Origin of the sequence: Pseudomonas sp. L-22-4S-12 (assembly GCF_009799935.1) — a bacterium.
Classification (GTDB): Bacteria; Pseudomonadota; Gammaproteobacteria; order Pseudomonadales; family Pseudomonadaceae; genus Aquipseudomonas.
In genome coordinates this window covers 245,869-258,269 of record NZ_WELL01000002.1, presented here as the reverse complement: position 1 = coordinate 258,269, position 12,401 = coordinate 245,869, and the positions used below count along the sequence as shown (strand labels likewise).

At 57.0% G+C, this 12,401-nt stretch carries 13 protein-coding genes; 1 reads left to right on the top strand and 12 read right to left on the bottom strand.

The window, feature by feature from the left end; genetic code table 11:
- Window positions 1-6 precede the first annotated feature (6 nt).
- The 12 genes from F3I16_RS07795 to F3I16_RS07740 all read right to left on the bottom strand — a co-directional run bounded on the left by F3I16_RS07795 (window position 7) and on the right by F3I16_RS07740 (window position 10,884).
- Complete coding sequence (locus F3I16_RS07795; RefSeq protein ID WP_160493158.1) at window positions 7-570, bottom strand: acyltransferase; 564 nt, start codon at window positions 568-570, stop codon at window positions 7-9.
- A 1-nt stretch (window position 571) separates the two neighbouring features.
- Window positions 572-1,681, bottom strand: coding sequence for a DegT/DnrJ/EryC1/StrS aminotransferase family protein (locus tag F3I16_RS07790; RefSeq protein ID WP_160493157.1), 1,110 nt, complete (start codon window positions 1,679-1,681; stop codon window positions 572-574).
- Entirely contained in the window at window positions 1,678-2,550 is an 873-nt protein-coding gene (rfbA, locus tag F3I16_RS07785) for a glucose-1-phosphate thymidylyltransferase RfbA (protein WP_160493156.1), read from the bottom strand. The genes F3I16_RS07790 and rfbA overlap by 4 nt, the downstream gene beginning before the upstream one ends.
- 13 nt (window positions 2,551-2,563) lie before the next feature.
- On the bottom strand, window positions 2,564-3,622 hold the full coding sequence (gene rfbB / locus F3I16_RS07780) for a dTDP-glucose 4,6-dehydratase (RefSeq protein WP_160493155.1): 1,059 nt from the start codon (window positions 3,620-3,622) through the stop codon (window positions 2,564-2,566).
- Window positions 3,619-4,887 carry a UDP-N-acetyl-D-mannosamine dehydrogenase gene (gene wecC / locus F3I16_RS07775; RefSeq protein WP_160493154.1) on the bottom strand — a complete coding sequence of 423 codons (1,269 nt, stop codon included), beginning with the start codon at window positions 4,885-4,887 and terminating at the stop codon, window positions 3,619-3,621. Before wecC ends, rfbB begins: the two co-directional genes overlap by 4 nt.
- A 92-nt stretch (window positions 4,888-4,979) precedes the next feature.
- The gene (gene wecB, locus F3I16_RS07770) at window positions 4,980-6,101 is read right to left on the bottom strand and encodes a non-hydrolyzing UDP-N-acetylglucosamine 2-epimerase (protein WP_160493153.1); all 1,122 of its coding nucleotides are present in this window, start codon (window positions 6,099-6,101) and stop codon (window positions 4,980-4,982) included.
- Window positions 6,102-6,171: 70 nt separating this feature from the next.
- Window positions 6,172-6,357, bottom strand: a complete 186-nt coding sequence (locus tag F3I16_RS07765) for a hypothetical protein (protein WP_160493152.1) — start codon at window positions 6,355-6,357, stop codon at window positions 6,172-6,174.
- A gap of 96 nt (window positions 6,358-6,453) precedes the next feature.
- The gene (locus tag F3I16_RS07760; protein ID WP_372239602.1) at window positions 6,454-7,737 is read right to left on the bottom strand and encodes a Wzz/FepE/Etk N-terminal domain-containing protein; all 1,284 of its coding nucleotides are present in this window, start codon (window positions 7,735-7,737) and stop codon (window positions 6,454-6,456) included.
- Window positions 7,738-8,259: 522 nt separating this feature from the next.
- Window positions 8,260-9,048, bottom strand: a complete 789-nt coding sequence (locus F3I16_RS07755; RefSeq protein WP_160493150.1) for a hydroxypyruvate isomerase family protein — start codon at window positions 9,046-9,048, stop codon at window positions 8,260-8,262.
- A complete protein-coding gene (locus F3I16_RS07750; protein WP_160493149.1) occupies window positions 9,045-9,935 on the bottom strand; it encodes an NAD(P)-dependent oxidoreductase in 891 nt (296 codons plus the stop codon). Before F3I16_RS07750 ends, F3I16_RS07755 begins: the two co-directional genes overlap by 4 nt.
- 218 nt (window positions 9,936-10,153) lie before the next feature.
- A complete protein-coding gene (locus F3I16_RS07745; protein WP_160493148.1) occupies window positions 10,154-10,513 on the bottom strand; it encodes a DUF5064 family protein in 360 nt (119 codons plus the stop codon).
- Between the two features lie 53 nt (window positions 10,514-10,566).
- Complete coding sequence (locus F3I16_RS07740; protein WP_160493147.1) at window positions 10,567-10,884, bottom strand: DUF2288 domain-containing protein; 318 nt, start codon at window positions 10,882-10,884, stop codon at window positions 10,567-10,569.
- Between the two features lie 324 nt (window positions 10,885-11,208).
- Between F3I16_RS07740 and F3I16_RS07735 the strand changes: the two genes are divergently transcribed.
- Complete coding sequence (locus F3I16_RS07735) at window positions 11,209-12,330, top strand: branched-chain amino acid ABC transporter substrate-binding protein (protein WP_160493146.1); 1,122 nt, start codon at window positions 11,209-11,211, stop codon at window positions 12,328-12,330.
- The last annotated feature ends 71 nt before the right edge of the window (window positions 12,331-12,401 follow it).

Genomic DNA, 12,401 nt, shown 5'->3' with positions numbered 1-12,401 from the left:
TTCTTACTATTTCACACTACGAAATACTTCTTCCAACTCTAAAAAATCCCTCCTACGTTCCTTTATCCGCCTTACTGGTACCCCCGAATAAACTCCGAATGCTCGGCAGTTCTTGCTAACTAAGCTTAACGCCCCCACAGCCACACCGTCTTCGAGAATTACTCCTGGAAGCACAACACTGCCTGATCCAACAATTACATGGCGACCTACGATAACGTCTGCATGAGTAACATTCGTGAATTCCTCAGGTACCATCGGGTTCGTCATGCTGGCACCACTATAGTCATCATTACTGCTATAAATTGCGACTCTGGATGAAATATTGCTAAAGTCAGACAGGATGATTTTTCCTGCGCCGATCAATGAACTGTACACGGCAACGTGAATGTAACTGCCAATCTCGATGCCACCATTGCCGGCCGAAAGCACACAAAAATCATCGATACGCACATTGTCGCCAATAACTATCTTTCCACAGTTGTAATACGATGCCTTGTCGGAAAGTCTCGGATTCTCTCCAACATGTGAAAATCCCATATTCTCGATTTGGTCACGGGTGAGCAATCCCATATCATGCAACCTTCAGAGCTTCAATGATTCGATCAAGCTCACGCTTACCAAGGTTCGGGTAGATGGGCAGACATAGCACTTTCTCAGCTACTTCGCTGGCCACAGGTAAATTACTGCGCTGTGCCGACTGCATCCCCCTGTACATGGGAAACTCACTGATCAGCGGATAGAAGTAACGGCGGGCAAAGATATCCTTGTTCTTCAACTTCAGGTACAGCTCATCGCGGCTTAGTGGGTAGTCCGCCTCAACCAAAATCGGGAAGTAGGAGTAGTTTGCTTTTATCTGACTGGCTTCCTCGACTAGACGAATGCCTTTCATCTCCCTAAGTTGTTCGCGATAGATACTGTCGATCTCACGGCGGCGAGCTAAGGCTCGGTCGATATGCTTGAGTTGCAACAAACCGAAAGCGGCATTCACTTCACTCATCTTGCCGTTAATACCAGGGGCAACAACGGTAACCTCATCGACAAAACCGAAGTTCTTCAAGTGGTTGATGCGCTGCTTGGTCTTGGCATCGGGGCAAATTATTGCACCACCTTCGAAGGTATTAAACACCTTAGTGGCATGGAAACTCAGAACACTAAGGTCGCCGTGACGCAGGATGCTGCCGCCCGCATCTTCTACGCCAAAAGCATGAGCAGCATCGTAGATTACCCGTAGATTGTAGTTGTCAGCGATCTTCTGGATAGCTTCGACAGCACAAGGATTACCATAGCAGTGGACCGGCATAATCGCGGTAGTCTGCGGGGTTATGGCCGCCTCAATTTTGGCGGGGTCTAGGTTCAACGTTTGCGAATCTATATCAACGAATACCGGTTTGATCCCGTTCCACAACAACGAATGGGATGTAGCGACAAAAGAGTAGGGAGTGGTGATAACTTCGCCTGTCACACGTAGTGCTTGAAGCGCCGTGAGCAACGCTATAGTGCCGTTGTTGAACAAGGCAACATGCTCTACGCCGAGGTATGCGCACAGTTCCTTCTCCAACTGCTGATGCATCTGCCCACCATTGGTCAGAATTTTATTGGCCCAAATCTGCTCTAGATAAGGGACGAACTCTTCCAGTGGAGGCAAATAGGGCTGGGTAACAAAAACTGGCTTGTCGCTCATACGGGCTCCTTGATTAAGGACAGCAGATACTGGCCATAACTGTTCTTACTTAAGGCTTTTCCGATTCGGTGCAGATCGTTGGCACTGAGCCAATCGTTGTAAAAAGCGATCTCTTCCAAGCAAGCTACTTTATAGCCCTGCCGTTTCTCGATGGTTTCAACAAAGTGAGCGGCTTCCAGCAGACTTTCATGAGTGCCTGTATCGAGCCAGGCAAAGCCACGCCCGAGTAATTGGACGTTGAGGTCACCACGCTCCAAATAGGCTTGGTTGATGCTGGTGATTTCCAGTTCACCACGATTGGAGGGTTTTACCTGCTTGGCGATCTCGACTACGTCGTTGTCATAGAAGTACAGGCCAGTCACTGCATAGTGGGACTTAGGCCTGAGCGGTTTTTCCTCGATGGAAACGGCACGTTTATCAGCATCGAACTCAACCACACCAAAACGCTCCGGATCCTTGACGTGGTAACCGAAAACGGTGGCACCTTTGCTGCGACTGGCTGCGTCCCGCAGTAAAGGACCGAAGCCCTGACCGTAAAAGATATTGTCGCCCAGTACCAAGCAGACCGAATCATTGTCAATAAACTCTTCACCAATGATGAAAGCTTGCGCCAGCCCATCAGGACTAGGCTGTACGGCATAGCTAAGCCGAATACCAAACTCCCTACCATCACCCAGCAACCGCTGAAAACCACTTATATCATCTGGGGTACTGATCAATAGGATATCGCGGATGCCGGCCAGCATAAGCACCGACAGCGGGTAATACACCATTGGCTTGTCGTAAATAGGCAGCAGTTGCTTGGACACACCTTTGGTAATGGGGTACAGCCGGGTGCCAGAGCCGCCGGCGAGGATAATGCCTTTCATGGGTTGCTGTACCTTAAGTTATTGCACCGAGGCGTTCGCGCTGGTAACTACCGTCCTGCACGTGGCGGCACCATTCGAGATTGCTCAGGTACCACTCGACTGTCTTGCGGATACCGGATTCAAAGGTTTCTTCCGGTACCCACCCCAATTCGCGCTGGATCTTGCTTGCGTCGATGGCATAGCGCAAGTCGTGGCCGGGACGATCCGGAACGTGCGTAATCAATGAGGCATGCGGTCGCTGCGACGAATCGGGGCGCAACTCATCGAGTAACCCACAGAGAGTCTGCACGACCTCGATGTTCTGCTTCTCGTTGTGACCGCCAATGTTGTAGGTCTCCCCTACCTTGCCTTCTGTCACCACCTTGTACAGGGCACGAGCGTGGTCTTCGACATAGAGCCAGTCGCGCACCTGATTACCCTTGCCGTAGACCGGCAATGGCTTGCCCTCCAGTGCGTTGAGAATGATTAGCGGGATAAGCTTTTCCGGGAAATGATACGGCCCATAATTGTTCGAGCAGTTGGTGACCAGTGTTGGCAATCCGTAAGTACGGTTCCAAGCACGAACCAAGTGGTCGGAACTGGCCTTGCTCGCCGAATAGGGTGAGCTCGGCGCGTACGGGGTAGTTTCGGTGAAGAGTTCTTCCGGCTCTTCTAGGTCGCCATACACCTCATCGGTGGATATGTGGTGGAAGCGGAAGGCAGTCTTGCGTGCCTCATCTAGGCATTGCCAGTACTGACGAGCGGCCTCCAGCAAAGTGTAGGTACCGACGATGTTGGTTTCGATAAAGGCCGCCGGACCGTCGATGGAGCGATCGACGTGGGATTCGGCAGCCAGGTGCATCACAGCGTCCGGTTGGTGTTCACGGAATACGCGGTCGAGTTCGGCCCGGTCGCAGATATCAACCTTCTCGAAGGCATAACGCGGGCTTTCACTGACCTCGCCCAAGGATTCAAGGTTGCCGGCGTAGGTTAGTTTGTCGAGGTTGACCACGGCATCGTGAGCGTTGCGGATGATGTGACGGATGACCGCCGAGCCGATAAAACCGGCACCGCCAGTGACGAGAATCTTCATGCCGTCCAGACCCCGCGGGTATCGACGACCCAATGGCTGGCCAGAATGCTCGCTGGAATTTCCTTGAAGTCCTTGTGATCCACCAGCAGCACAACCACATTGGCTTCGGCTAGCGCTGTCTCGATGCTACTCAAGCCCAGCTTGCCAGCCAGTTTGCTCGGCAGCTCATCGATATTTGGCTCGACTGCTAATACCGGACCAGGATGGGTCGCCACAACCTGTTGGGCAATTGCAACGGCCGGGCTTTCGCGCAGATCATCGATATCCGGCTTGAACGCCAGGCCAAAGCAGGCAATGGTGACTTCTTTTGCGGTCTTTCCCGGGTTGGCCTGCAGGAATTCGGCTACCGCCAGTTTGATTTTGTCCTGCACCCACTGCGGCTTGCTGTCATTCACTTCGCGCGCAGTACGGATCAGACGGGCTTGTTCTGGAGTCTTGCTGACAATAAACCAAGGATCGACCGCGATGCAGTGACCACCGACACCAGGGCCGGGTTGCAATATGTTAACGCGCGGGTGGCGGTTGGCCAGGCGGATTAGCTCCCAGACATTGATATCTAGCTTGTCGCAGATAATCGACAGCTCGTTGGCGAAGGCGATATTTACATCACGAAAGCTATTTTCAGTCAGCTTGCACATTTCCGCGGTGCGTGCATTGGTAACTACACACTCGCCTTCCACGAAAGTCTTATAGAGCTGTACCGCCGCCTCGGAGCATTTGGCAGTCATACCGCCAATTACGCGGTCGTTCTGCACCAGTTCGCGCAATACATGACCTGGCAGAACTCGCTCGGGGCAGTGTGCTACGCGAATGTCGGAATGTTCGCCATGGGTTTGCGGGAAGCTCAGATCGGGGCGCGCCTCAGCCAGCCAGGCGGCCATCTGTTCAGTGGCCCCCACCGGAGAGGTGGACTCCAGAATAACCAGATCTCCTTTCTTCAATACTGGCGCGATGGCCTGGCTGGCGGACTCGATATAGCCCAGATCCGGCTCATGGTCGCCCTTGAAGGGGGTCGGCACAGCGATCAGAAAGGCGTCAGCCGGCTCGGGTTTGGTGGTAGCACGCAGGTAGCCTTCTGTCACGGCTGCATGCACCACCATATCCAGATCAGGCTCGACGATATGGATTTCGCCACGGTTGATGGTTTCTACTGCTTTCTGGTTTACATCAACACCAATTACCTGTTTCTTACGCGAAGCGAATACTGCTGCGGTGGGCAGGCCGATATAGCCGAGACCAATGACGGAAATGGTTTGGAAAGTCATGGGTATCCTTAAATATTTCTAAATAGATGTTTTCGTACTTGAGATCGGCTATCGCGAGCAAGCTCGCCCCTACAAAGACGCCTGATGCGAACTCAGGAAATTTTGTACAAGGCTTCAATGATCCGCGCACAGGCTTGGCCATCGCCGTAAGGGTTGTGGGCATAGCTCATGGTGCGATAGGCGTCATGATCGATCAGCAAACGGTTCAGCTCACGGACTATGTTGCTGGTATCCGTGCCTACCAGTTTTACCGTGCCCGCATCCACGGCTTCGGGACGCTCAGTGGTATCGCGCATGACTAGTACCGGCTTACCCAAGGAGGGTGCTTCTTCCTGGATGCCACCTGAATCAGTCAGGATGATGTACGAGCGGCTCATCAGGGAGACGAAGGGCAGGTAGTCCAATGGTTCAATCAGGTGGACGTTGGTGATGCCTCTGAGCAACCGATTTACCGGCTCGCGCACGTTGGGGTTGAGGTGAACCGGGTAAACGATATCGACATCGGGATGTTGCTGGGCAACGTCCATCAGTGCCTGGCAGATTCGTTCGAAACCACCACCGAAACTTTCCCGGCGATGGCCAGTAACCAGGATCATTCTTCGAGCCGAATCCAGGAATGCCGTGGGTGCTGCGGCCTTGGCGTTCAGCTCCTGATCATCGTCGAGGCGTTTGACGACATCCAGCAGGGCATCGATCACTGTATTACCCGTGACGATGACACTCATGGGGTCGATACCCTCTCGCAGCAGGTTGGCCTGCGAGGTTGCAGTGGGGGCGAAATGGAAGTTGGCCAAGGCACCCGTCAGCCTGCGGTTGGCTTCTTCTGGCCACGGGGAATAGATGTTGCCCGTGCGCAAACCCGCTTCTACATGTGCAACCGGGATTTGCTGGTAGTAAGCAGCCAGGCTGGCAGCAAAGGTAGTGGCCGTATCACCGTGAACCAACACCACATCTGGCTTGAACTCAGCGAAGACGTTTTTCATTCCCTGGAGAATTGCGGTTGTTACGTCGGTCAGATCCTGGCCGGGCTTCATGATATTCAGGTCGAAATCCGGCTCAATGGCAAACAGCCCCAGAACTTGATCCAGCATTTCCCGGTGCTGACCCGTCACGCAAACTTTTGCCTCGAAACGCTCGTCAGCAGCCAGGGCCAAAGCCAGTGGCGCCATTTTGATAGCCTCGGGGCGAGTACCAAACACACAAAGGGTTTTCATCTACAACTATTCCTTGACTGAATCAGCCGAAGAAGGCTCTTAAGCTGCTAAAAACTGTCATAACTCTTGCTCAGACGTTGCCCCAAAGCTGCTTGAGCGGTTCGCTGGACAGGCGCATGTCGCCGCCGATCACCACCTTCTTGGCATCAAGGAACTTCGCATAGGCGCGGCCAATGTGATAGGCGATGCCTTCGTTGAGTTCGGTGCCGAGTTGGTCGCGGATGTCAAAGGCTTTGAAGCAGGTCAGGCTGGTCACGGCTCGATACCCAGCGTTGGAGAAATGGCGACACCACCCCATCCGCTTGCTGCTGGTTGGGGCGGTCATGATTGAGGCCATCACGCGCAAGGGAGCTCAGGCTTCCTTGGAGGAACGTTTGGCCAGCATGGAGCGCATCAAGGCAACAAACACCCCAAGCACTCCTCCCATCATAAGACCAATAGCAATTACCAATACTTTCTTTGGTTCTTTTGGCTTCAATGGCTGGACAGCAGGTTGATCCACCCGAGCTAGAGTGAGAGCCGAGAGGTCCAAATCGAGCCCCTTCAAGCGCGCTTCTTCCTCACGCAACTGTGCCAACTGTTTGAGGAACAGATCCTCATCCTTGCGGTTCTTCAGCACTTCAATCTTGCGGTTCTGCTCAAGCAACTTGAGTTCCTTGGCAATCTCGGCAATGCGCGGCTCAGTGAAGTCATCCGAACTCCGTGCTTTCAGCGCATCACGCTCGGCCTGCAGGGTTTCGGTACCCATGAAATAAAGCGGGATCTGCTGGTTATTCACTTCGGTGCGAATCACACTGCCCTGCCCTTGAGCAGCGCGGCCTTCATCCCCCATTGCCGCCGGCGTAGTGGGTTTGCTGATGCCGAGAGACTTGGCAATGGCGATGGATTCATCCAGCTGGGCGATACGGTTCATGCGCTTGGTTCTGAGCTGTTGGCGCAAGGCCTTGAGTTCATCCTGCAGCTCTGCCCGCTTGAGCGAGTCCGCTTCCTTGAGCTGGGCGATGCTGGAGGCTTTATCCGCCTCGTAGTTTGCTCGCGCCGCCTTGATCTGCCGCTCCACCGTGCTCAAGCGGTTAGTGATCACCACCTTGAAGTCGGCAGCAATACGCTCTCGCTCCACATTTATTGCGAAGGCCACCAGACCATTGGTGATGGCCACCCCGTCCAGATCTTCCGGATAGCTGATCTGGATGCCCACATAGTCCGAAAGATTGTCTAGCTTCTTGGGATCAGGCTTTAGCAGGACGAACTGTTCACGGCTGAACGCTTCAAATGCCTGCTCCGGGCTTCTATCCGGCTTTACCAGCCCTTCAAACAGGCTCTTGTTGGCCTGAAAGAAACCCAGACGCGTTTCGTAAGAGTCAAGCGATGCGCCCACTTTCTTCAGGGCATCCGCAGGCGTGAGGGTATAGACGCCCGTGCCATTCAGTTCATCGAGGTCCTTGACCAGCGCCGGCCTTAGCAAGCTCTGCACTTCGTATACTGGAGTGACCAGGAACGCATAAGCGCCAGCAGCGGCAGCCACTACAGCTGCCGCCCCCGAAATCAGCCACTTCTGGGCCCAGAGAGACTGAAACAGCTCAATAAGATCAATTTCATCCGAACCAGTGAGATTCAAGGGTTGATTCGAGTTCACAAAGACTCCCGCCATGCATGAGCTGGCGCTAAGGAAACGCCAAGAAACGATATTTATGGTGCTCGATGCGACAGACAAAGCCTCGCGTAGTTCGGCACCAAGTAGAAATACCAAAAGGCTGAAAAATGACCAATCAGTCCCGCATCGACTCAAGCAAGCAGACTAGCCGCTCACCTCTGCGAGCGCATGCCGTTGGAGGTGTTCGATAGCAACAGAAATGCAGGGAATTATTATTTTTATTGAGCAGGTTCCGCCCTGCGTGAAGCTCTAGACGCGGCTTACAACGCGGAGGACACCTGAAAGCGGGGTTGGCAATCACGGGGATCTGGCAGGCTCTAGGCTCCAAAAGAAAAAACCGATCATCCCTGCAGGCACAAGCTATGCCACCGCCTAGTGATGAGAATTCTGCCAAGGATTTAATTAAACTCAAGACTTGACAGACAGATGACGTCAATTTGCCACCACGAAAAAACAGTTCAACAGCCACTCGATTGGCACCGATGCAATGCTAATGAGCAAGAATCATACGCCGCGAGCATCGTGCCAAAGGGCCATCCACCCCAGCGATTCGACTATCGGCTTAGTCGGCTTGTACTCGGCCCCCAGCCAGGCGTCATAGCCGCTGTTTTGCAGCCCTCCGAGCAGTGCTGGAAAATCCAGCGCCCCACTCCCCGGCTCGCCCCTCCCAGGGCAATCGGCGAACTGCACATGGCCGATACGCCCCGCCAGTAGCCGTATCCCCGCCTGGATATCCAGGCTCTGCCGGGCCATGTGGTAGAGGTCGAACTGCGCCAGGCAGTTCGGGTGATCGACTGCCCGCAGCAACTCGTCGAGGTGCTCGGGGGTATTGATCAAAAAGCCTGGCATATCCAGCGGGTTGATCGCCTCGCTCAGCACGCGGATGCCCAGCACCTGAAAGGCCTCTGCAGCCTTACGCAAATTGGCGGCCAGGGTCGACAGCGCCTGCTCGCGGGAAACGCCGTCGGCCAAGCGTCCCGGCAACACGTTGACACACATCGGCCGGACCATCGCCGCGTAGGTCAGCGCTTCCTGCAGCGCCGCATCGAACTCGGCCTGGCGCGTGGGCACCGCCGCCAGGCCGGGGCCGCCGCTCATCAGGTCGCCGGCCGGCAGGTTGATCAGCACCAGCGGCATGCCCGCGCGCTCCAGGGCTTCCTTCAGGGCAATCGCCGGCACGGCATAGGGGAACTGGATTTCCACGCCATCGAAACCCGCCGCCGCAGCGGCCTGGACCCGATCGAGCAACGGCAGTTCGGTGAACAGCATGGAAATGTTCGCGGCGATCTTCATACGCCCGCCTCGCGATAGAGCCGCACCAGCGTCGCCGGATCATGCTCAAGATGGCCCTGGCTGCCATGCAGGCGCAGCAACTGGGCGGCCAAGCCGCTCATCGGTGTGGCGCTGCCCTGCTCGCGGGACAGCCGGGTGGCGGTGTCGAGATCCTTGAGCAGGGTGCGCACATGCCACTTGACCGGTTCGAAGCGGCTCTCGGCCATCTGCGGCGCCAGGATCTGCAGCGGCCTGGAGTCGGCGAAACCGCCAGCCAGGGCCGGCGCGAGCAGGCGGGCGTCGACGCCCGCCTGTTCGGCCAGGGCCACCACTTCGGCGATCACCAGGGCATTGCAGGCGACGATCATCTGGTTGCACACCTTGGTCACCTGGCCGGCGCCCACCTCCCCCATGCGGGTCAGCCGCTGGCCCAGGTGCACCAGGATCGGGCGAATGCGCTCGATATCCTCGTGCCGCCCTCCTGCCATGATCGCCAGGCTGCCGGTTTCTGCGCCGGGTGTGCCGCCGGATACCGGCGCATCGACCCAGCGCATGCCCGTGCGCCGCTCCAGCTCCGCCGCCATCTCGCGGGTCGCGGCGGGCTCCAGGCTGGAAAAGTCGACCAGCAACTGCCCGGCCCTGGCCCCCTCGACGATGCCGCCGGGGCCGAACACCACCTCGCGCACCGCGGCCGTATCCGCCAGGCAGAGCATGACGATGTCGGCATCGGCGCACAGCTGCAGCGGCGCCGATGCGGGCTGCGCGCCCAGCTCGAGGAGCGCCTGGCATTTGTCCGGCGAGCGGTTCCAGACTCGTAGCGGGTAGCCCGCAGCGAGCAGGCGACGGGTCATGGGCAACCCCATCAGGCCGATGCCGGCGAAGGCCAGGGCTGGCAGAGAAGTGGACATAGCAGGCTCCAGCACAAGATCGTGGTGCTAGTTTAACCGCACCCTTCCTGGGATTGGGTGGATCGGCACCCGCCTATGGGGCTATGCCCCACATTCGATACGTTGCGTAACGAATGTGGGAGCGGCTTTAGCCGCGATGCTTCTGCGTGGCCTGCATCACGGCTGAAGCCGCTCCCACAAAAGCCCGGCAGCGCTGAGGAATGTCCTGCTCTGGCCTGCTAGAAGCCGTCCTTGGCCAGGTGGTCGAAGTTGACCGGGTCGCCAGGGTGGGCGCCGAGTTTGTCGCGGATGTCCTGATACATTCGGTCGTACTCGTCATGGCCGTGCATGATCAGGTTGTGGCTGGTCGGCAGGCCGTGCTTGGCCGCCACTCGCATCAGCACGCTGGCGAAGTTGAAGGCCGTATCGCGGTGCAGGTCGAACTCCTCGCAAAACGCCTTGCCTTCGATCTCGCCGACCATGCGAAAGTGCAGCATCGCCCCCTCCTTGGGGTCCTGGCGCACTTCATAGAAGAGGTCGATGGCGAACTGCAGCTGACCGGGCAGATGACTTCTATGCAGATGGCCGGGTTGAAACATGGCAATACTCCTTGGGATCCGTAACCTTCGGCTCAGCTAGCCGGACACGCTTCTCAGTGCACGCTCGGCGCCGCACTGCGCTCCTGGATCAGCACCCAGGGGGCGACGACGACTGCCCACAGTTGCGGGTCGCGCGCCAGCAGGTCCTCGGCACGAGCCTCCTCGACCTTGGCCAGCAGGCCGGCCTGCAGCCAGGCGGCCACCTTGGCCTGGTCATCCTCGGCCACGGCCAGCGCCACCTCGACCAGATCCTGGGCGCCGTCAACCCACAGCAGGGCTCCACGGGCAAAGAAAGGCTGCAGTTCCTGCCAGGTGATCGGCGCGGTTTCGCCAAGCAGCTTGGCATAGAGGGTGCTAGGTTGTTCTGTCATGACGTGCCCGTGTTCGATCATTGGGTTGAGCGTGTGGCGGCCATGATAACGTCGGTCGTCCACCAGGCAAGTCAGTGGCCAATGCCCAGGCCCGACGAGGAGCGTCGGGCCAGCGAAAAGCGCGCCGTTATTCTGTACGTTTGTTTCAATTAAGCGACACCCACCCACCCTGCCCCGACCTGCCGGCTTTTCAAGCCAGGAAACGGAGTTCTACACTGAGCCGGTACAGTTGCCAGGGGTGTGGCCGGGACGTAGCAACCGGTCCTGCAGCCTTGGCCGCATGGATTACAACAACGAAAAACACCAATAAAAGAGTGGAGCACTATGAACAAGGCTAGCAAGCACGTATCCAAGCTGTTCGCCGCCATGGCTCTGGCTGGCATGACCAGCTATTCGATGGCAGCTGATACCATCAAAATCGCTCTGGCAGGCCCGGTTACCGGCGCCGTTGCCCAGTATGGCGAGATGCAGTTCATCGGTGCCGAAATGGCCATCGAGCAGATCAACAAGGCCGGCGGGGTGAACGGCGCGATGCTCGAAGGCGTCAAGTACGACGACGCCTGCGACCCGAAACAGGCCGTGGCCGTGGCCAACAAGATCGTCAACGACGAAGTCAAGTTCGTGGTTGGCCACCTCTGCTCCAGCTCCACTCAGCCGGCGTCCGACATTTACGAAGACGAAGGCATCCTGATGATTACCGCGGCCTCCACCAGCCCGGACATCACCTCGCGCGGCTACCAGCTGGTATTCCGCACCATCGGCCTGGACAGCCTGCAGGGCCCGACCGCCGGCAACTTCATTGCCGACCACGTCAAGCCGAAAACCGTTGCCGTGCTCCACGACAAGCAGCAGTACGGCGAAGGCATCGCCACCGCGGTCAAGCAGACCCTGGAAGGCAAAGGCACCAAGGTCGCCATGTTCGAAGGCATCAACGCCGGCGACAAGGACTTCTCCGCCCTGATCGCCAAGCTCAAGCAAGCCGGCGTCGATTTCGTCTACTACGGCGGCTACCACCCGGAACTGGGCCTGCTGCTGCGCCAGACCAAGGAAAAAGGCCTGAACATCAAGTTCATGGGCCCGGAAGGCGTGGGCAACAAGGAAATCTCCGCCATCGCCGGCCCGGCCTCCGAAGGCATGCTGGTGACTCTGCCGAAATCCTTCGACCAGGATCCGAAGAACCAGGCCCTGGTAGAAGGCTTCAAGGCCAAGAACCAGGACCCGAGCGGCCCGTTCGTATTCCCGGCCTACGCTGCGGTGCAAGTGATTGCCGAAGGCATCAAGAAGGCGGGCGACACCGACACCGCCAAAGTCGCCGAAGCGCTGCGCAGCAACAGCTTCGACACCCCCACCGGTAGCCTGGCCTTCGACGAGAAGGGCGATCTGAAGGACTTCAGCTTCGTGGTTTACGAGTGGCACCAGGACGGCACCAAAACCGAAGCTAAATAAGCTTCCCGCCTGAACCCAGAGCCCACTGCACCTGCAGTGGGCTTTGTTTATTCGAAGAATCCCGGTCATAC